The following is a 20,401-nucleotide window of genomic DNA, read 5'->3' as shown; positions in this document are numbered from 1 at the left end:
TCCGGTTACAACACTAAACACTCGTTCTAAACCGCGCAATAGAGAATCACGCTTAATTTTCTCGGAATTTCCGTTAGTTAGAAGGACGGTACCAGTGATGAGTGTCCAGGAGCCGAACGAGCGAAGCTTTCCAGCCAACGAGGGATAAATAACAGCTTATTTATGTCTCTAGTTTCTTATGTCGCTCTCGTTTACATGCACTCGATTGATATTAACTAAAATTGCCATTTCCCATTCTGTATATAAATCGCTGATAAATATAATTTAAATTTAAAGTATTTGAGCTTTTAAATTTTCAATTCTCATATAAGAATCATTAGATTCAAAAAATAACTATTTTCACTTTATCAATACTCAACCCTCAGCCATGATTAATCATAGGTGAAACGAATGTTTCTAGTTTGAAACTATCGGAGGGGTCGATGCTTCGTCGTGCGCTATTCCTTTTTGGTTTTATTTTTCTTAATTTTCTAATTTTAAAAGGGAATGCTGCCGAGATTTCTGTGGCAGACGATTCTGTATTTCAAAATGCGCCCGCTGCAGCGGCAATGCGAAGCAGTTTATCGTCTTCAAAAACTGGCTTTTTCCCTTCAGAAACCGTCATCTTGCCCAACGGTAAAGTGAAGGTGAAACACCAACAGTATTATCAAGGTGTTCCCGTCAGAAAAGGTCGTGTGGTATCTGATAGCGAAAACAGTCAGTACAAGAATGCCCGCGGTTTGAAAGTCTCTGCACTCAGCAACACCATGTCTTCTGTTGCGCCTTCGATGAGTCATCAACGTGCTATCCAAATCCTTAAAGACCAGCATTTGATCAACGCGCCAGCTGCTGAGATCGTGATTCCTGAAAATGAAAAGTCTGAGCTGTTTGTCTGGCTGGATGAGCAGGGCTCTCCACGCTTGGTTTATGAGGTTAGCTTTTTCCTTCCTGCCAGAAAGCCAACCCGCCCACGCGCTTACATTGACGCCAAAACTGGTGAGATTCTGAAAACTTGGGAAGGTCTTGCCCATGTAGAAGATACTGCGCACGGCCCTGGGGGGAATGAGAAAACGGGTCAGTACCTGTTTGGCACGGATTATCCAGCCCTAAAAATCAATAAAGTGGGGTCAACCTGTACGCTTGAAACCGCTAACGTGAAAACAGTGAACCTGAACCATGGGACTTCTGGCTCATCGGCTTTCTCGTATGCTTGTAACGACGCGAATAACACAAATACTTTCAAAACCATCAATGGCGCTTATTCGCCTCTGAATGACGCGCACTTCTTTGGCAATTTGGTATTTGACATGTATCAGGATTGGTTGAACATGTCGCCGTTGACTTTCCAGTTGGTGATGCGTGTGCACTATGGCAGCAACTATGAAAACGCCTTTTGGAATGGCTCATCCATGACCTTTGGCGATGGCCAGTCGCGCTTTTATCCACTCGTTGATGTGAACGTTTCAGCGCATGAAGTTAGCCACGGTTTTACCGATCAGAACTCAGATCTGATCTATTCGGGTATGTCTGGAGGCATCAATGAGTCTTTCTCTGATATCGCCGGGGAAGCGGCCGAATATTACTGGAAGGGAAGTGTGGACTGGCAGGTAGGCCGTGCGATTTACAAATCCACTGGCGCTTTGCGTTACTTCGAAACCCCTTCTGATGATGGTCGTTCAATCGACCACGCTAACCAATATTACGCAGGCATGGATGTGCACTACTCCAGTGGTGTATTCAACCGCGCTTTCTATTTGCTCGCCAACAAACCAGATTGGGATATTGTAAAGGCGTTTAAAGCCTATGCTTTCGCAAACAAACTGTACTGGACGCCCGACTCGACCTTCGATGAAGGTGGTTGTGGTGTCGTCAGAGCGGCGGACGATTTAGGTTACAGCACGGCAGATGTGGTGGATGCGTTCGAACAAGTTGGCGTTTACGCCTGTTTGGATGCCACCGAACTGACTGATGGCGTACCTGTGAACAACACTACGGGTGGCGCAGGATCTGAGACTCACTACTACTTCAATTTGCCTGCAAATACGGATTCTGCATCCGTGACTCTCAGCGGCGGTTCCGGCAACGCGGACCTCTATGTGAAATTTAATGGTTGGCCAACAACCACTGACTACGATTGCGCTTCAACGACATCGGACAACAACGAGTCCTGTGACGTAACCTTGCAAGGCAGCGGTGAATACAATGTGCTGGTGGTCGGGCAGAGCGCTTATTCTGGTGCTGCGATTCAATTAGATGTAGTTGAAGCGCCACCGCAGATACTTAATGTGGGTGATTCTATTTCCAGCCTTTCTGGCAGTCGTGGAGATACGTTGTTCTACAGTTTCACTCTGCCTGATGATGGCAGTAGCTTACGCATTGCTATGGCTGGTGGTTCCGGCGATGCTGACCTTTATTTGAAAAAAGGCAGCACACCTTCTCAGTCAGATTATGATTGCCGACCTTACTATTACGGCAACAATGAAAGTTGTATTGCACAGGGTAATCCCGGCGATGAGTTCTTTGTGATGGTCCATGGTTATGCGGCGTTCTCGGGCGTTTCTGTTTCCCTCACGCAAAACAGTTCTGAAGCACCCGAACAGCGCGCTGATCCGATTGATACCTCTGCGCCTATATCGAATATTCAGGGTAGCGCTGGTGATGCAATTTACTACTCCTTTACGATTTCGAATGCTGGTGTGCTATCTGCAAACCGTGCTTCTGCAATGTCTGTGAGCCCACTGTCTAGCGGTGGTGTGACGATTACACTAAACGGTGGTCTGGGTGACGCAGACTTATATGTCCGTTCTGGCGCTGCACCGACGACAACTGCCTATGATTGCCGTTCTATATCCAGTTCAAATCAGGAGTCTTGTTCGCTTTCAAGCATGTCTTCGGGCACTTACTATGTGATGGTTTATGGCTCGCAGGCATTCGAGGGTGCGACCTTATCACTTTCCCAAACGTCAACACCAGATAACGTTTCTTCAGGCGGTGGAGGTGGTGGTAGCTTGGGTTGGTTTAGTGTACTTTCAATGCTGGCACTAGGCTGGAGGAGAAGCAGAACTTCAGTCCGTGCCAAACATTAAATATGTCGTCGAGTTAATCTAGGCCACATTTATACATGCTTTGAGCTTTTTCTGACTGCGCTGAGCGCCCAGCAATGTAGGGTTGGTTTCCAGCCATTTGACCAGCTCTACCGTTGCCGCTTCCGCTGACTGATTGGTGGTATCAAGCTCAATGTCGTAATTCAAGTGCTGGTGTACTTGGTTATATTCACTCTCAGCCAGACCGATCGCTCTGTCTCCGCGCTCTTTCTCTCGCTTTGCTGCGACGAGCAAGTGGCATTTCACCCCAACCATACAAATGTTAAATCCTTCCAGCGCTGTCAGAAGGTTTCGTTTTTCTTCGTCTATTGTCCAGGCGTTATCTAGGATCAAGTAGCAGCCAGCTTTGGCTAATCCTTTTGCGGCTTGGTGATAACCTTCAACTAAAGTGGGGTAGCTGTAACCTTCCCGAAAAATAGGTTTACCTTCTATCATGGCTTTCAGGTCGGAAGGGGGGAGGGCGTAAAGCACGCTATCAATACTGAAGTTCAGGTACTGGCGAGGTAAGCGTTCAATGAGTTCTTTGGCAATACTGGTTTTCCCCGCACTGCCCGTTCCGTTGAGAATAATAATTTGTGGAAACATGTCACCAACTTTGTCTGATCGTATTTTTGTATTCCATTACCAACTGGCAATGCCAATATGTAATTAGATGCTTATGGCGATTTTATGTACAGGAAAGTGGTTACGAATTTAAGCAGAGTTCACACAAAAACTATGATGTTATTTTGCGAATTTTGTTTCGTCATAGAGACTAAGATAAATCACTGGTTAGATTAGAGTTTCTTAATAAACTGAACCAATTTTCGAGAAGATTGCGCGATCAGTTTTGCGTTATCTTTAAAATACAAAATGTTGTATCAAAAAGTCGTTGTTCCGCTTTGGATCACTCTCACTAACAGCTTGTCCTTAAGTTGATATTTGCGCGTCTCAATCTTCGAATTTGACCTTCTGATCCCACCCGTACGCTGTTGTGTATCACGGACACTCGTTGAACAAAGAGGAGTAACGAGATGAAACAATGGCTAATTATTTTGTATGTAATGTTAGGCTTTTCGCTATATGGCTGTGGTGGAAGCAGCGGCAGCGGAAATTCTCATACCCAAGCTTCACTCAGGGTGATTCATGCTGGTGCTGACGCGCCGAAAGTGAATATTTTAGCAAACCAAACTTCGCTCGTTGATGGGCTGGACTATGGGGAAAGTAGTGGATTCAAGCAGGTAGCGTCGCAGAACTACAACGTCAAAGTTAACGCGCAATTGCCTGATCAGACTACACCCACGGTGCTGACAGAAGATTACGACCTGAAAGCTGAGCGCAACTATTCTGCCATAGCGTTGGGGAGTGTAGCTGACAACACGCTCGAAGTGCTGTTGGTCGAAAATGCCGACTCTACTGTTGCGAGCGGCTATGTGAGAATTCAGGCAGTTCATGGCTCGCCAGCCGTTCCGACTGTTGATGTGTATGTGACTGCACCGGGTGATGATGTCAATACAGCGTCACCAACTCTGACGCTGAGTTATCGCCAATTCAGCGATCAGCTTTCAGTTCCTTCGGGGGATTACCGCATTCGCATTGCGCCAGAGGGAACGAAAACCGTGGTCTTTGATAGTGGAACTGTGCCATTGGCTTCTGGGACTGACTTATTGGTGACTGCCGCGCCCAATGTTTATGGCGGTAATACCACTTCTCCCGTTGTATTGGTTGCTGCATCTGGCAGTGGCGCATCATTGATTTTTGACCAAACGACAGGCGCGGACCTGCGTGCGGTTCATGGTGTGGCAGATGCACCTCCGGTGAATGTCGTTCTGAACAACAGTGCGACGCCAGCCGTCGCAGACCTGACTTATTTGAACGAATCTCCGTTCTTGCAGGTCCCTGCTGGCACCCAGGACGTGACCGTCAATGTGCCTTCTTTGACAACAGACGTACTGAAGGATGTGCCTGTGGCCCTTGAGCAGGGAAAATTCTACAACGCCATTGTTTTGGGTTCGGTAGATGCTTCAGATGCGTTTGATATTGAACTGCTGCCCTTTGAGGAAGATCGCCGAAAAGTCGCAACAGAAGCCAAGATCTCACTGGTTCATGGTTCGGTTTCTGCTGGAACCGTGGATGTATACATTACGCCGACGACGGATATTTTCAATGCCAGTCCGATCAGAAGCAATTTTGCCTACAAGCAGACCATCACAGGTGTCGGCTTGATGCCAGGAGAGGCGGTGATTTCAATAACACCAACAGGTTCGAAAACGGTAGCTATCGGCCCGCTGACAGTGAATTTCGAAGTTGGAAAGCTGTACGGTGCAGTCGCGCAGGATGCAGCTAGCGGTGGTGCTCCACTAGGCATAAATGGCTTTGATGAGCTGAACTGATTAAATGGATAAGAAAAAAAGCCCCGCGTTTGCGGGGCTTTCTATTAACGCTTAAAGGTGACGGCTTCGGTTTGTTCAAGGTGTAATGAGGTGGCAGCAGGTTGGGTTTCTGCAATCACTTTACCTGCACGGATTGAGTAGCGAACAGGCACCTGACGACGCAGAGCATCAAAGTCGTTTTCAGCAGGCAGGATCAGTAGGTTACCCGGCTTACCAACTTCCACACCGTAATTGTGCTGAATGTTCAGCGTTTTTGCCGAGTGGTGGCTGATCAAGTCCAGCGATTGGTTCAGTTGATCGTAACCCATGATCTGGCAAACATGCAGACCCATATGCAGCACTTGCAACATGTTGGCGGTACCCAGTGGATACCAAGGATCGAATACATCGTCGTGGCCAAAACAAACGTTAATGTCTGATGCCAACATTTCTTTCACGCGGGTAATACCACGGCGCTTTGGATAGTCATCAAAACGGCCTTGCAGGTGAATATTCACCAGTGGGTTCGCAACAAAGCTGATACCAGACATACGTAGCAAGCGGAATAGGCGAGACGCATAAGCACCATTGTAAGAGTGCATTGCCGTGGTGTGGCTGGCAGTGACTTTGTGGCCCATTTCATATTTGTGTGCCAGTGCCGCTACGGTTTCGACAAAGCGTGATTGTTCGTCGTCTATTTCGTCGCAGTGCACGTCAATCAGGCGGTCATATTTACGCGCCAATTCAAAGGCGTAGTGCAGGGATTCCACACCGTATTCGCGGGTGAACTCGAAGTGTGGAATGGCACCTACAACGTCAGCCCCCATTTTTACCGCTTCTTCCAGCAATTCCTTGCCGTTCGGGTAAGAGAGAATGCCCTCTTGAGGGAACGCCACGATTTGAATATCAACCCAAGGCTTCATTTCTTCACGCACTTCAATCATGGCTTTCAACGCGGTCAGGGTAGGGTCTGACACATCAACGTGGGTTCGGACGTGTTGAATACCGTTAGCGATTTGCCACTTCAGGGTTTGTTTTGCACGTGCTTTCACATCGTCTATAGACAGCATGGCTTTACGTTCAGCCCAGCGCTCGATACCTTCAAACAAGGTGCCTGAAATATTCCAGCTTGGCTCACCAGCGGTTTGCGTAGTGTCCAAGTGGATGTGAGGCTCACAGAAAGGTGGCACTGCCATACCGCCTTCTGCGTCAATCACGGTTGCATCTGTTTTCAGCTCAGTGCCGTTGCCTTCAATGGCGCGAATAACGCCACCTTCAATCAGGATTTGAGAAGGTGTTTCCTGACCACGAATAACAACATTTTTAATCAGTAGAGAAGCTGACATTGAGGTTTCCTCTTAGGCTCATACGCGAGCAGATTCAGTCTTTTTATTATCGTTTAGCATATCCAGCAAAAGATAGCTGATTGCACCACCCAGTACGGCGTTTAAAGGCACGATACCTGGCAGCAGGTGACCAGCCGCAATACCAGCGGCCACACCACCAATCGCAGACCAGTTAACGGTTTTGAACTCTGTGTTGGCAAAGTTCTTGTATCGCGCGCGGTGCTTGATGAAATCGGCGATGATGATACCACCAATCGGTGGGATCGCCGCTGAAAGGAAGGTCAGCCAGCCAACAAAGTTGTTGTACAGCCAAAGTGCACATAGAGTACCAATGATACCGTTGGCAACGGACAGGTATTTACTTGGCAAACCAGTAATATTGGAAAAGCCAAGGCCGGATGCATAGAGGGCGTTGTCGTTCGTCGTCCAGATGTTCAAGCCAAGCACAATGATTGCTGGAAGGAGCAACCCTTGCATCATCATCACTTCTGATATGTCTGACTGACCTGTTGCTGCCGCGCCAGCTGCACCGAAGATAAACATCAGGCTGTTGCCGATAAAGAATGCCACCATGGTGACCACTACAGCGCCCTTCGCGCTCTTACCAAATCGCACGAAATCTGCAGTCAGTGTTCCTGCCGAAATGAATGAACCAACCACCAGAACCAGCGCGGTAGAGAATGACATTGGATTTTCAGGAGAGATGAGTTGAAGTTTTTCAATACCACCCAAGCTGTCGAGAGCTTCGATGACTGAGTAACCGCCGAGAAGAGCAATAGCAGGAACAGCGATGGCGGAGAGAATCATAAGGGCAGAAATACCAAAATATACGGTGGCAGTCATCGACAGACCGGCGACTGCAATCAGGATGTTGGTATCAATGCCTGTTGCTTTCTGGACTGGCAGGGCAAACATGGCAACGCCAACACCGAACCAACCAACTTGTGTACCACCGAGAATGAGGGAAGGAAGCCAGGAGCCTTTGGTTCCGAATGAGAATCGAGCAAGAAGGTGAGTAGAAAGGCCAGAAGAAGCGCCGATGTAACCAAGAAATGAAGTGTAAATACCGAGGAGAAGATTACCGATGAGGACTGCGAGGAGGAAATCGTTGAAAGAGAGGCCAGTGCCTAACGTTCCTCCTGTCCACATACTTGCCGAAAAGAAGGTTAATCCCAACATGACCATCGTCAGGGATAAGATGCCCTTTCGAGCTGACTGTGGGACTGGTCCCAGGCTGTAGTTGTTGTCCGCTGCCATTTTACACCTCAATAACAAAGAGAAACGCGCCCGATATGATTCTATCGGTTAAACGGCGCGGTATTTTATCGGCCAAATGTGTGATGTCAATCGAATAACCCGCATTTTTGAGGGTTATTTTGAATGGCCTCTTTTAACTCAATGAATTAAATAATTTATTTTTCCTTCTGGTAGATTTGAAGGATAAGTTAAATCACATTTGTAATCGGTTGCCTTTTATTAAAATGTTTATAAATGCGGTATTAAATGCAGATTTTAATGGAAAGTCTTTTGCTGAGATGAATTCATAAAATAAAAGGCTGATATTTTAGTGTTGGAGTTTAATACTCTGCTGCTCGATGCTTTGAGCAGCAGAAGAAATGACGTTAGCTGTTTAAAATGGAGTGGTAGGTGGGTCTATGACCGAATAAGCTATAAAAGTTAGTGTTAACTTACTCACTTTTCGCTATTTGAAGGTGGGAAGTTTTCAAACATGTCTTTCACTTGCTCGTTGATAAAGTCATTCTTACTTGAAGGCGTCATGCTATCAGTGAGCTTTCTATTGGATACTGCGCGCCAAACAACCTGATTACTTTGGTTATCGACCATTTCTACGACCAACTGACCATAATCCCTTTCTTCAATTCTTACTGGTGTTTCATAGCGAGCACCAAAACGACGACTGCCATATCCAAAGCTGAAAGAGGGTCCATATGCCACGGCTTCAGTTTTTGGTTGCACGAAATAGCGTAACGTCACATCTGGAGATGCGTCAGTTTCCTGAATTCCTTTTGCCGCCATTTCTTGTTCAAGCGCTCTTTCAATGCGACTGTCATCCAATGAGATAGGAGAAGTAGACGATTTCATTGCAATATCGTAGCTCTCTATTTCCTGATAGGGGAACTGTTGGTCAAAATCGGTATAAACGCTTTTGGCACAACCGCCAAGTAAAAGTACAAAGAGAACGGGGAAAATTCGCGCGGACATAACATCGCCTCGTCTTGGGAGTTAAGGATCGTGGTAACAATATATAGACCCCAGCGATGGACAGAAAGTTGCGTATTTGGAAGGCGGCCGATTAATTTTCGACCAATTCTATTGCTTGTTGCGTATAGGGGTGGGTCGGGGCAAGACGCTGCATCTCGTTGGCCCACTTGGTAGCGGTAGGCGTGTCTTCCATATCAATCGCGGCTTTTACTGCACCAATATGGATCCAAGCGCGCGGGCCAAATGGATAGTAACCCAATTCTTCCGACGCCATCATATCTTTGAGCATGGCAAAGCCGCGCTCGCGCTGGTCGAGGGATTCTGGCAGGTTAATGAAGGTGATGGCAGCAAGCGACTGTATGTAAAGCCCTTCATTGAGCCCGTAATAAGGTTTGTCGAATGACTCATCTGATAGTTGATTTAATGATTTATTGAGTGAATCGACACCGATTTGTGAAAACTTCTGACGGTTCCATGGTAACCAAGCGTCACGTGCTTTCATTGACATGGTGCTGCCATAGTAAGCTGTCAGTAACGCATCTTCTGGGTATTGAATGAGCAAGTCTTCAACAGTACTGAGTACGTGCTCGCCTGCATCACTATTACCTGTGCTGGCATCCATGAAGGCGTCTTGAAGCGTCTTTTGTGTAGGGCCAGCATTAACCTGGTTTAACCAGGCCGGAGTTGCCGCAATGAAAACGACAATACTAAACAGCGCGATGCGGCTCAGCCAATTGTCCTTAATGTTCATTGCGTTTCTCCTGAGGGGTTGACGTTGTTTCAGGTTGCCAAGCTACACCAGATCGTCAGAAAGGAAAGGACGATGAGACCAAATGCAATTTTGAGTGATAAACAGCATTTAGCGGATTTGAAATGACGAGGGGCTGTTGACCTTTGGTGGTTAAATTTTGTTCTCGCTATAAGCGTTTTAGGCGCGGCGAGGTATGTGTCGCCTAGTCATTCTAAGCAAATACACCTCAACAAAGCATAAAATCCCGACAAACTGCTGCAAAAATTATCACCAAAGGTCAACGGCCCCTCGTACGACTCAGGCAGCTTTTGGCTGCCTGAAGAAGAGCCCTACATTTGTTTGAACAGAGAGTGGGCGTTTCGGCTGACAGGCAGTTGGTTTTGGTTGGAAGCCACTTCAACGACCATTTTACCTGTAATGTCTTTAAACACCCGGCCGATAGCGGATACCTTTATGATGACGGAGCGATGAATCTGCCAGAATGTTTCTTCGCATAACATCTGAGATAGGTTTCGCAGCGGCGTGCGGATGATGTATTCAGAATCATTTGTGACGACAGTGACGTATTTATCCTCTGCTCTAAAATACTCAACATCATCAACGTGAATCAGGTGAATATCTTCACCTTTGGCAGCTTTCAGCCAAGTGAGAGGCGCGGACCGTTTTTCCTGTGCCTGAGAGAGTATTTGGGTGAACTCATCGGCATTAAGCGTCGGTTTGGTTCGGGTTTTCAAACGCGAGCAGGTTTTGGTGAGTCGCTTTTCATCGATAGGCTTAATCAGGTAGTCAATCGCGCCATGCTCAAAAGCTTCGATGGCGTAATGATCGTATGCAGTGACGAAAACAATGCGTGGTGCGTTTTTCATCTCTCCGATGAGATTGGCGACTTCCAACCCATCCAATCCAGGCATTCTAATATCAAGAAATACCACATCAGGTTGTAGCTTCTTGATGAGATCCAAAGCCTCAATGCCGTCTTGCGCACTGCCAACCACATCAATATCTGATGAAACTGCACCAAGCAGTCGACTCAAATGATGGCGAAGAATGGGTTCGTCATCAGCAATTATTGCTCGCATTGAAATGAAATCCTTGTCGTGAATCCCCCTCCTTGATGGGGGATGAGTTTGAGTCGTCCTTTCTCGCCATAGAGTGTTGAAAGGCGTTCTTTCACGTTTTTCATGCTCACTCCATTCCCTTTGGAGCCGTCATTGAAACCGATACCGTTATCGGACACTTCTACGGTGAGGATGTCTTCCTGCTTCGAAAAACTGATTTGGATGTAGCCCCCTTTTACTGCAGGCTCAATACCGTGTACCACGGCATTCTCTACGGCCGGTTGGATCAGAAAGGGCGGAATACGGGTTTGTTTTGAAATAGAAGGGTCAACCTTGATTTCAAACCCCATGCGATCTGACAGACGGATTTGCTGAATAGAGAGGTAGCTATCTAGAAGCTTTAACTCGTCATTAAGTGAGACAGTGTCTTTGCGCTGCTGTTTAAGGCTGGCACGAAGCAAATCTGTGATTTTCTCAAGCAGCAGCTTGGCTTTTGGGGCATCGATGTCTATCAGCACCTGAATATTAGCAAGCGTGTTGAAGAGAAAGTGGGGTTCCATCTGACCTTGTAGGCTTTTGAGCTGACTGTTTATCAGTGCTTTTTCCTGCTCGGCTTGCTGGAGTTTTGAATCCTTTAGTTCGTTTTCAGCCCTTCTTGCCCGCTCCCGCATGATAAAGAAACAAGCTGTGAATATAGCCACTGAAACCGTAAAGATAAGCGTAGGAAGCAAGACTTCAGGGCGCCAAAATCCGCGATATTGGTATATCCATAGCTGCATGTTCATGGTGCCAATGACCGATCCAGTCGTGATAGCAATTGTGGTGCGCACTGGATTTGACCATTGGGGGAAGTTTCGCAGCAGAAAAACGTGAAGAGAATTGAAGGTAATACCGTAACCAAGTGAAATGGCAAGGTGATACAAAAATGCGCCGCCGAAGAGAAAGCCTGTAATGTACGCAATTACAGAGCAAACTCCGATAACGACGAGAACGCGTGTACGTTCTAGGTATGGGATTGTAGGGTTCATTGTGCTCTATCTTTCCTAACAAATAGGATGTTAGTTTTTATTGCTTCAACGTGAAATACCTAGCCGTCCTTATATTGGTGATGATGATCGAGATTTTTGATTCCCGACTTATTTTTATGGGTAGAGATGTTCTTGTTTATGGGCTTAAAAAAGAGGCGCAGCATAAAACATGCGCGCCTTTCGATAAGGTATTTCGGATGCACAGTAGCTTTTCCGTAAAAAATCTAAGGAAAAACAACCAACGAAGTCACATTAACTGAATTGAGAGATAGTGAAAGCGTTATGCGATAAAAGCACCAATATCATGATGATCGGTGCTATTTGGGAGTGAAGGGAAGTCGCTGTGGAAGTTTAACCGTTGTTTGAGGAACCCGGCTCAGAGTGTGTAGCGATAACGTCAGAGCGGGTTCCGTTCCCACCTTGTCTCTCTGCGTCGACTCGCATCATTTCGCTGGTATTGAACATGTGCTGGGGATTAATGCGCTCACCACTCGCTTCAAGCGATGACAAGCCGATACTGAGGGTGACAGCGCCCGTGCTGGAAAGGATAAAGGGCAGGTTTTTAGCGCGTAAATGGTCGTGCAATTTCTGGCAAACAATGTGCGAGTTTTCGCGTGTCGTGTGCGGAAGGATGATGGCAAACTTTTCATCTACTAAATGGGCCAGTACGTCAGATGAGCGTTGACAGGTTTCAGAGATGACTTGACTGATCCCTGTAAGCACAGCGTTGGCTTTCTCTTCACCCTGCGCTGATTTGTAACCTTCAAACTGGTCTACCGATATCATCAGTAGACTGAGTGGAGTTTTGTAGCGACTGGCTCGGCGCAGTTCTTTGTCTAGCATATCATTGAAATGACGAAAGTTACTCAATCCTGTCAGTTCATCAATCGGATTCACCTCTTCGAGTTGGTGGGTCACATCATGAAGTGCTTCCTGATTCAAGTCTAACGCATGGGTGAGTTCGACCTTTTCATCATTGATCTGGTGAATGGTTTCACTTTGTCTTTTAGTCAGCAGTGAGAAAGCAAGGACTAAGGAAGCGAGACCAAAAATGATCACAAGCGTGGTTAAGGCTTCAGTTTTGTATTCCTGCCAAATAGGCGGTTGATAGTTAATAAAGCGTGTACCTTCAGGTAAGGCATCTCGCGATATATTGTGCTTTTCCAAAGAATCGAGATCGAAAAACAAGGAAGCAGGGGCAGACTTTGCAGAAGGCAGTGCGCTAGCCACGTCTTTTGAAAGCACCTCAAGCGCTAGCTGAGCGGCCGCCTTGCCCTGACTGTAACCAGTGACTATCTGACCCCCAACGGCCCCGTGACCGATGTGTGAGTGCCAGTAGGTATAAACTGGGAAGGGGATGATCGAAGAAAGCAGTCGTGCTGTTTCTGCTGGGCTGTAATCTGTCCCATCTGACTTAGGTAGGGTATTGCTAAGCAGAAAAACCAGAGAATCTGCTGGGAACTGGCTCAATTCCTTATCCAGTGCTTCTATAGATTTATCAACGATGATTTCGGTATCAAGAATATCAGTGTAAGCAGGAAGAACAGTTTCTTTGACGATGTCTACCACCCGTTGGTTATGGCCTTTTTCGGTTGTGCCGATAAATATGATAGATCGCGCATCACTATGAAGTGACAAAGCCAGATCGACGGCATTTTTATAGTCTGTGTATTCAGATATCCCCGTTGAATTCAACGACTGGTTTAATGTCTCGGCAGAGTAATCTTTCAGCGCGGTATAAAGGATTGATTGGTTCGGGAAGAGTGCTTTTTGGTGGCGCAAGGAAAAATCGAGAGCAGCATTATCTGAAGTTATAACCAAGTCTGTCGAGTCAGCGACTTTCTTGAGCGCTAATAACTCCGCGACTTTCTCACTGACTGGCTCTTCTTCATAACGAAGGGAGTCAAGGTAAACCACTGACAGATTGATATTGGTTCCGGATGCATCAAAAGTATCTCGGATCCCGCTCTCTATTTCGTCGCTCCAGCCATACCCTCGGTGAAACGCATTGACATACAGCACCTGCTTTGCGCCAGCTTCTGCTGAAGCATTAGAAGAGGCTGCAGCAACCAGAATGGTTGAAAAAAATGCGCCTACAACCAGGCCAAGGAGAGGTAAGTTGATGAAGCGGGAAAATGTCGAGTTAGTCTTGTTATTCATAGTGGTCTCGAGAGTGTTCTTGGACTGCCGACGGCTGTTCTTAATTTGAGACAAAGTAATCCAGTAAGTGTAGTTAGAAATTCCCCGATTTTGGGGTCTTGTAGGTGGAATGTAGGAGCTTGGGACATGGCGCAAATTTTTCCCGCAAAACGGGACAGGCAATGACAGAAATGTGACTTGTTTCTACGTTTGCTTGAAGTAGTGGGCTGAACTCTGTAGTCTTGCGGCGTTTTCCATTCTCAGTTCAGGATTATTGCCTTGCTTAGTACAGCTAATATCACACAGCAATTCGGCGCCAAGCCACTTTTCGAAAATATTTCCGTTAAGTTCGGTGAAGGCAACCGTTACGGTCTAATCGGCGCGAACGGCTGTGGTAAATCGACGTTTATGAAGATCCTGAGCCGTGAATTGGAACCAACCAGTGGTAACGTTAGCGTTGAGCCTAATGAGCGTGTTGCCAAGCTGAACCAGGATCAGTTTGCCTACGAGAACTTCACAGTTATCGACACGGTTATCATGGGCCATAAAGAGCTATGGGCTGTGAAACAAGAGCGCGACCGTATCTATTCTCTGCCAGAAATGAGCGAAGAAGACGGCATGCGTGTGGCTGATCTGGAAGTTGAGTTTGCTGAGATGGACGGCTACATGGCAGAGTCCAAGGCTGGCGAATTGCTGCTGGCAGTTGGCATTCCTGTTGAACAGCACTATGGCTTGATGAGCGCGGTAGCACCGGGCTGGAAACTGCGTGTGCTTTTGGCTCAGGTACTGTTTGCTGATCCGGATATCATGTTGCTTGACGAACCGACGAACAACCTGGACATCGACACCATCCGTTGGCTGGAAGATACGCTGAATGAGCGTAACTGCACCATGATCATTATCTCGCACGACCGTCACTTCCTGAACTCAGTATGTACCCACATGGCTGATCTGGACTACGGTGAACTGCGCGTTTACCCAGGTAACTACGACGAATACATGACAGCAGCGACACAAGCGCGTGAGCGTCTGCTGGCAGACAATGCGAAGAAGAAAGCACAGATTGCTGAGCTGCAAACCTTCGTTGCGCGTTTCTCTGCAAACGCCTCCAAAGCAAAACAAGCGACTTCACGTGCCAAGCAAATCGACAAGATTCAACTGAGTGAAGTGAAGGCATCGAGCCGTCAGAACCCGTTCATTCGTTTCGAGCAGTCAAAAGAACTGTTCCGTAATGCACTGGAAGTCGAGAACCTAAGCCAAGGTTTTGAAGCTGATCTCTTCGCTAACTTCGGCGGCATTTTTGAAGTGGGCGAGCGCGTTGCCATTATTGGTGAGAACGGCGTGGGTAAAACCACTCTTCTGAATACGCTGGCAGGCGTACTTGAACCACGCACCGGTGAGTATAAGTGGTCTGAGAATTCAAACATCGGTTACTACGCGCAGGATCATGCTCATGACTTTGAAAAAGACATGAACCTGATGGATTGGATGGGACAGTGGCAGCAAGAAGGTGATGATGAGCAAACCGTGCGTGGCTTCCTTGGCCGTATGCTGTTCTCTCAGGATGACATTAAGAAGTCTGTGAAAGTCCTGTCTGGTGGTGAGCAAGGTCGTATGCTGCTGGGTAAGATCATGATGCACAAACCAAACATGCTGCTGATGGACGAACCAACCAACCACATGGACATGGAATCTATCGAGTCATTGAACACGGCTTTGGAGCAATTCAAAGGCACACTGTTCTTCGTGTCGCATGACCGTGTATTCGTTGACTCGCTGGCAACCCGTATTATTGAAATCCGTGACGGCAAGATCACTGACTTCAAAGGCACTTATGCTGAGTTCCTGAAATCGCGCGGCATTGAAGGCTAATCAAGACTTCAATGACGAAAAGAAAAACACCCGCTTCGGCGGGTGTTTTTGTATCTGAATTCAGGGGCTAGATCTTTTCGACCAGCGCTTCGAACGCTTCAATACGTTTCTCGGCGATCTGGATACTTTGCTGCCAGAAGTCCGGCTTAGTCAGATCGACGCCTAAATGAGCTTTTGCCACGTCTTCCGCGCTCATTCTGCCAGTGTCTCTAAGCAGTGCTTTGTAGTCGCTGTAGAAGGCTGAGCCTTTTTCAGCGCGTCTGGCATATACACCAGTACTGAACAGGTAACCAAACAAATATGGATAGTTGTAGAAACTGATTTCGGCGATGCTGAAATGCAATTTAGTTGCCCAGAACAGATCGTTAGGCTCAGACATGGCATCTCCATACCATTCATTCCAGGTTTCCGCCATCAAAGCGCGGAGCTTCGCAGGTGAACATTCGCCTTGCTGTCTTTGTTCATAGAAGGCTTTTTCAAACCCATAACGCACCGGAATGTTGAGCATCAACGCAACTGCGGTTTGAGCTTCTTCCCAGAGCATCAGCAGTTTGTCACTGTCGCTCTCTGCTTTCTCTAGCAGGGCGTCACGTACCACGTTCTCTGCAAAGATTGAGGCGGTCTCTGCCAAAGTCATCGGATACTCAGTTTCGACGAATGGCATATCACGCATCACCCAGTTGTGGAATGCGTGGCCCAGCTCATGTGCAAGCGTTAATACATCAGACATACTGCCGCCATAACTCATAAACACCAGCGGTGTGCGGGTTTTGGCAATCTTGGTGCAGTAAGCTCCCATGCTTTTGTTTGGCTGTGGTGCTGCATCAATGAGGTTTTGCTCGACCATCATATCGACGAACTCGGCCATTTCAGTATCGACGCTTTCGAACGCCTTACGGATGATGGCAATCGCTTCTTCAAACGAATACAGCGCAGGCTTTGATGCGCCAAATGACGGCATGGCCGCCATCTCATCCCAAGGCTTCAACTGATCAGTGCCAAACACTTTGGCCATCGCTTTTGCTGCGCGACGGGAGAGATCCTGACTGGCTTTGGTGGCATGCAGCATGGCATCCAACGTTGGTTGCACAATACGGGCTTCTTCAAGCGCAGGGTCGAGAAAATGTAGTGGTTTAGTATGGCTGCGTTTTTCATACTCGGTGAGTCGATTACCTGCCAAAGCATTGAGAATGGCAGCAAAGGTAACTTCTTGCTTGCCCATGGCTTCGCGAATCGCATGCCAAGCCGGCTCGCGTCGATAAGTATCACCACCGTAGAGCAGGCTTGCTGCTTGTGACAGACCCATTTCTTCTTCGCTGCCATCTGGGAATTTCAGGCTGACTTTCAGTGTGCCTGTGATGTCGTCGTAAAGGCGTCCCCATGCGTTTTTACCGTCTACCTGCATAGCTGACAGCAACTGCTCTTCAGGCACCGAAAGACGGAAGACCTGCTGTTCACGCAAACGGGTGAGGCTGAATGCGTGGCGTTGATAGCTTCCTGTGCTGTCTGAGCCGCTGAGCACACTATCGAAAAAGCCAGCATCGCTGGTTGCCAGCTTATCTTCAAACGGGCTAAAAGCCTGTGTGAGGTTTGATTCCATTACGTCCGCCTTAACTACCACGGTTTTTGCTTCGGCATCCGTGGCGTCGACAGTCGACAGACAACCAGCGTAGCTGGATGCCGACTGAAGCAGGGTGGAAGCTTCATCGAACAAACTGAGGGCTTGTTGACAGTTTTCAACGGTATCGGGTGAGAGGTTTTTTAGTGCTGCAATGTTATCGCTACAGCGTGCGAGATCGTTTTGTAGAGCTGTGTCTTGAAGGCTTTGGTAGACAAATGAGAAGTCCCAACTTGGTGCTGACATGCCTTTCTCCTTTTCAATTGGCGGGATTACTCTATCGCAATCCTCTAGGTGATGAACAGGAGAGGGCAGGTTTCACAATGCATTCCGTTGCATTGGGTCGGAAAAACGCGCGTGGTGTCACTTACTCTTCGTTATCAGTCTGTGCTGATTCGCCTGCTTCGGTTTGTACTTCTTCTTGTTGAGCCATTTTCTCGCGCTCAGCTTTAGAGATGTAGCGAGGCTTGCTGCTTTTGTGCATTTTGGCTTTCTGTTTCTTATCTTTCTTTTTCAGCGTTTGGATGATTTTCTTTTTACGGTTCATGGTGACAGCCAGGGTCAGTTGACCTTTGAAATTGAAGGTGGGGGATTGTATAGGAAAGGGCCGCAGCTTGCACTTAGGATGACTATTTTACGCATTGTTGGTTGTTTAAAATTTCGGCAAACGAAGAGGCTGAGAAAGGAAATTGTTAATATTCACAAGGTGAATGCATGGCATTCACTCGGGCAATAAAAACAGACTGATATCATCGGCATTTAACTTAGGGTTAACCACTCTGACTTTGCGCTTACAATCACCTGTAAACCAGTTGTTGCCAGAACCATTTGGAAGGGAAATATGGCCTCTTTTCTTCCTAAAAATACACTGTATACTTCGCCGACTTTATAAACTCACAGTGTGTGAAACGATGAAAAAATTTGCAATCAAAGCTGTTGCAGCAGCAGTTCTGACAGTGTCTCTGACAGGTTGTATCGGTCAAATGGCGACTTCAGGTGCAGTAATGAAACTGAACCTGTCTGCTGTTGACAACCGCTATGCTCGTGCAGGTCTGTACGTACTGATGAGCCCAGTTTACGGTGTAGCAGCAGCGGCTGACCTGTTCATCTTTAACTCAATCGAGTTCTGGACGGGTATCAACCCAATTTCTGGTAAATCTCCAGCAGTCGCTGATACCCCAATGAGCGCAGTTATCAAGATCAACCAAAAGCTGGATAAAGATCTAACTACCGCGCCTATCAAAATTTCTTCTGCTGACGTTAAACAACTGAACGACAAGTCTCTTGAAATGTCAGTTGCTTACATTGATGGTACTACTCAAGTTCTTCGTGGTGAGAAAGAAGGTGAGATGGTCAACTTCTACCTTAATGACGAATTCATCTCTGCAGTTTCTGTAGAAGAGCTTAACCAATACGCTGCAAACCGCGTATAATTGATTTGCTGATAATATCTAGCTGACTGGTTCAGCTGGGTATGATAAGCCCTGCATATGGCAGGGCTTCGTTATTTCTGGGGCAGGATGCCAACATGTATAAACCTGCATCTAGAGGATGTTTGAGTCATTATGCTGAAACTCATCACTACTTTGCCGCCACTAGTGACTTTGTCGGTTGCTATTCTTTTTGAAATTGTCGCAACGTCAATGATGCCGAAAACCCAGTCGTTCACCCAGCCGGTTGTAACTACATCAGTATTGGTCTGCTATGCCATTTCTTTCTATCTGCTGTCTATCACAGTGAAATTGATGCCATTGGGCATCGCTTATGCGATATGGAGTGCAGCAGGTATTTTGTTGGTCTCTATAGTGGCTTGGATGTTTTACGGGCAAGAGCTGGATTTACCAGCGGTCATTGGCATGTCTTTGATTATGGCTGGAGTGGTCATCATCAACATATTTTCTTCAGTCATGCACTAACGCGATATCAAGGTTAACTAGACATCCTAATTATCCTTTCGCTTTGATGGCCAAATTTCGGGCAATATCAACCAGGTGCCCGAAATCATAATCTCCTTCCGGCTCAGCCCAAGAGACGCCGACATAATAATCCAACGTATAGGGGAGACGATTCTCTACCGCGTAGCGATCAACACGTTCTTTGAATCTATCCAGAATATCCTGCGTGTTCGCGATGGGCGTGTTTGTCATCAGTACAGCAAATTTGTCGCTTTCCAGACGTGCGAGTACATCAGAATCGCGAAAACCAAACTTCAACAAGTCTGCAAAAAAGACCAACGCTCTGTCGCCTTCCACATTGCCTTGAAGCTTGTTGATCATCTTTAATCCTCGTACATCGAAAAACGCCAGGGATGCCGGAGCATTGAGACGTTCACACATATTGAGACTGTTCTGGCACAGCACTTCGAAGCCATGCTCGTTTAGCAAGCCGGTGAGGTGGTCTTGAGTGGTGAGTTGCATCGAGGCGAGCTCGTTCTCAACTAAATCGACGATGTCTTTCATACAACGCAGATCGTAATCATCAAACCCTCTTGGTTCATCATCGGCAATGCTAAGGGTTCCAACTAGAGAGCCACTGACATGGCGAATTGGATAACCCGCATAAAAACGAACGTTGGGCTCACCAACCACAAGGGGATTATCTGAGAAACGGGCATCACCTTGAGTGTCGTTGACCACCATAGGATCGCTGTCCAAGATGGTGTGAGCGCAGAAACTGATGTCTCTTGGGTATTCTGCTTCCAGTCCAATGCCGGATTTCACCCATTGCCTGTTGATATCAATAAAACTAATGGCGGCGATTTTTGAGCCAAACATTTGCTTAGCGAGTCGGGTGAGTCTGTCGAAGCGTTCTTCATTGCCAGTATCAAGGATATTCAGGTGATGGAGTACCTGCAGGCGGTGTGTTTCATCAACTGGCATTTCTGGCTTTTTCATAGTTAACCCGATGTTTGAGTGTTTTCATTAATATAGAC

General features: G+C 47.0%; 16 protein-coding genes. 5 read left to right on the top strand and 11 right to left on the bottom strand.

Annotated features, from left to right (window positions below; all coding sequences use genetic code 11):
• Positions 1–422: 422 nt before the first annotated feature.
• Complete coding sequence (locus tag K6Q96_RS22670; protein WP_434802176.1) at positions 423–3,065, top strand: M4 family metallopeptidase; 2,643 nt, start codon at positions 423–425, stop codon at positions 3,063–3,065.
• An 18-nt stretch (positions 3,066–3,083) separates the two neighbouring features.
• Here the strand turns inward: K6Q96_RS22670 and K6Q96_RS22665 are convergent, their stop codons facing one another.
• On the bottom strand, positions 3,084–3,668 hold the full coding sequence (locus tag K6Q96_RS22665) for a chloramphenicol phosphotransferase CPT family protein (protein WP_251880359.1): 585 nt from the start codon (positions 3,666–3,668) through the stop codon (positions 3,084–3,086).
• 428 nt (positions 3,669–4,096) lie between these two features.
• Here K6Q96_RS22665 and K6Q96_RS22660 point away from each other — a divergent pair, with 428 nt between their 5' ends.
• The gene (locus tag K6Q96_RS22660) at positions 4,097–5,455 is read left to right on the top strand and encodes a DUF4397 domain-containing protein (protein WP_251880357.1); all 1,359 of its coding nucleotides are present in this window, start codon (positions 4,097–4,099) and stop codon (positions 5,453–5,455) included.
• 44 nt (positions 5,456–5,499) lie between these two features.
• Here the strand turns inward: K6Q96_RS22660 and K6Q96_RS22655 are convergent, their stop codons facing one another.
• From K6Q96_RS22655 to K6Q96_RS22625, 7 genes are all read right to left on the bottom strand, one after another.
• A complete protein-coding gene (locus K6Q96_RS22655; protein WP_251880356.1) occupies positions 5,500–6,780 on the bottom strand; it encodes a cytosine deaminase in 1,281 nt (426 codons plus the stop codon).
• A gap of 18 nt (positions 6,781–6,798) precedes the next feature.
• Entirely contained in the window at positions 6,799–8,037 is a 1,239-nt protein-coding gene (gene codB, locus K6Q96_RS22650) for a cytosine permease (RefSeq protein ID WP_251880355.1), read from the bottom strand.
• A 435-nt stretch (positions 8,038–8,472) separates the two neighbouring features.
• Positions 8,473–9,003, bottom strand: a complete 531-nt coding sequence (locus K6Q96_RS22645) for a DUF4136 domain-containing protein (RefSeq protein WP_251880354.1) — start codon at positions 9,001–9,003, stop codon at positions 8,473–8,475.
• Between the two features lie 91 nt (positions 9,004–9,094).
• Positions 9,095–9,754: a hypothetical protein gene (locus tag K6Q96_RS22640; RefSeq protein ID WP_251880353.1), complete on the bottom strand. Its 660-nt coding sequence runs from the start codon at positions 9,752–9,754 to the stop codon at positions 9,095–9,097.
• Positions 9,755–10,083: 329 nt separating this feature from the next.
• Positions 10,084–10,833 (bottom strand): LytR/AlgR family response regulator transcription factor, encoded by a 750-nt coding sequence (locus tag K6Q96_RS22635; protein WP_251880352.1) that lies wholly within the window; start codon positions 10,831–10,833, stop codon positions 10,084–10,086.
• Positions 10,821–11,840 (bottom strand): sensor histidine kinase, encoded by a 1,020-nt coding sequence (locus K6Q96_RS22630; RefSeq protein ID WP_251880351.1) that lies wholly within the window; start codon positions 11,838–11,840, stop codon positions 10,821–10,823. The genes K6Q96_RS22635 and K6Q96_RS22630 overlap by 13 nt, the downstream gene beginning before the upstream one ends.
• Positions 11,841–12,191: 351 nt before the next feature.
• Complete coding sequence (locus K6Q96_RS22625; RefSeq protein WP_251880350.1) at positions 12,192–14,000, bottom strand: GGDEF domain-containing protein; 1,809 nt, start codon at positions 13,998–14,000, stop codon at positions 12,192–12,194.
• Between the two features lie 258 nt (positions 14,001–14,258).
• Between K6Q96_RS22625 and K6Q96_RS22620 the strand changes: the two genes are divergently transcribed.
• Entirely contained in the window at positions 14,259–15,851 is a 1,593-nt protein-coding gene (locus K6Q96_RS22620) for an ABC-F family ATPase (RefSeq protein ID WP_251880349.1), read from the top strand.
• Between the two features lie 67 nt (positions 15,852–15,918).
• Here the strand turns inward: K6Q96_RS22620 and K6Q96_RS22615 are convergent, their stop codons facing one another.
• Together K6Q96_RS22615 and K6Q96_RS22610 are read right to left on the bottom strand one after the other, a co-directional pair.
• A complete protein-coding gene (locus K6Q96_RS22615) occupies positions 15,919–17,715 on the bottom strand; it encodes a M3 family oligoendopeptidase (RefSeq protein WP_251880347.1) in 1,797 nt (598 codons plus the stop codon).
• Between the two features lie 121 nt (positions 17,716–17,836).
• Positions 17,837–18,016 carry a DUF2986 domain-containing protein gene (locus K6Q96_RS22610; RefSeq protein WP_062665004.1) on the bottom strand — a complete coding sequence of 60 codons (180 nt, stop codon included), beginning with the start codon at positions 18,014–18,016 and terminating at the stop codon, positions 17,837–17,839.
• 364 nt (positions 18,017–18,380) lie between these two features.
• On the opposite strand from K6Q96_RS22610, the gene K6Q96_RS22605 reads away from it, so the two are divergent.
• Together K6Q96_RS22605 and K6Q96_RS22600 are read left to right on the top strand one after the other, a co-directional pair.
• Complete coding sequence (locus K6Q96_RS22605) at positions 18,381–18,902, top strand: DUF3332 domain-containing protein (protein WP_251880345.1); 522 nt, start codon at positions 18,381–18,383, stop codon at positions 18,900–18,902.
• Positions 18,903–19,034: 132 nt separating this feature from the next.
• Positions 19,035–19,385, top strand: a complete 351-nt coding sequence (locus tag K6Q96_RS22600) for an SMR family transporter (protein ID WP_251880343.1) — start codon at positions 19,035–19,037, stop codon at positions 19,383–19,385.
• Between the two features lie 30 nt (positions 19,386–19,415).
• On the opposite strand, the gene K6Q96_RS22595 is transcribed toward K6Q96_RS22600, so the two are convergent.
• Positions 19,416–20,363 carry a GGDEF domain-containing protein gene (locus tag K6Q96_RS22595; RefSeq protein WP_251880340.1) on the bottom strand — a complete coding sequence of 316 codons (948 nt, stop codon included), beginning with the start codon at positions 20,361–20,363 and terminating at the stop codon, positions 19,416–19,418.
• Between the last annotated feature and the right edge of the window lie 38 nt (positions 20,364–20,401).

The sequence above is a fragment of the Grimontia kaedaensis genome (assembly GCF_023746615.1).
GTDB lineage: Bacteria > Pseudomonadota > Gammaproteobacteria > Enterobacterales > Vibrionaceae > Enterovibrio > Enterovibrio kaedaensis.
The sequence above is the reverse complement of the archived record's forward strand: the minus strand, read 5'-3'. Positions and strand labels throughout refer to the sequence as shown.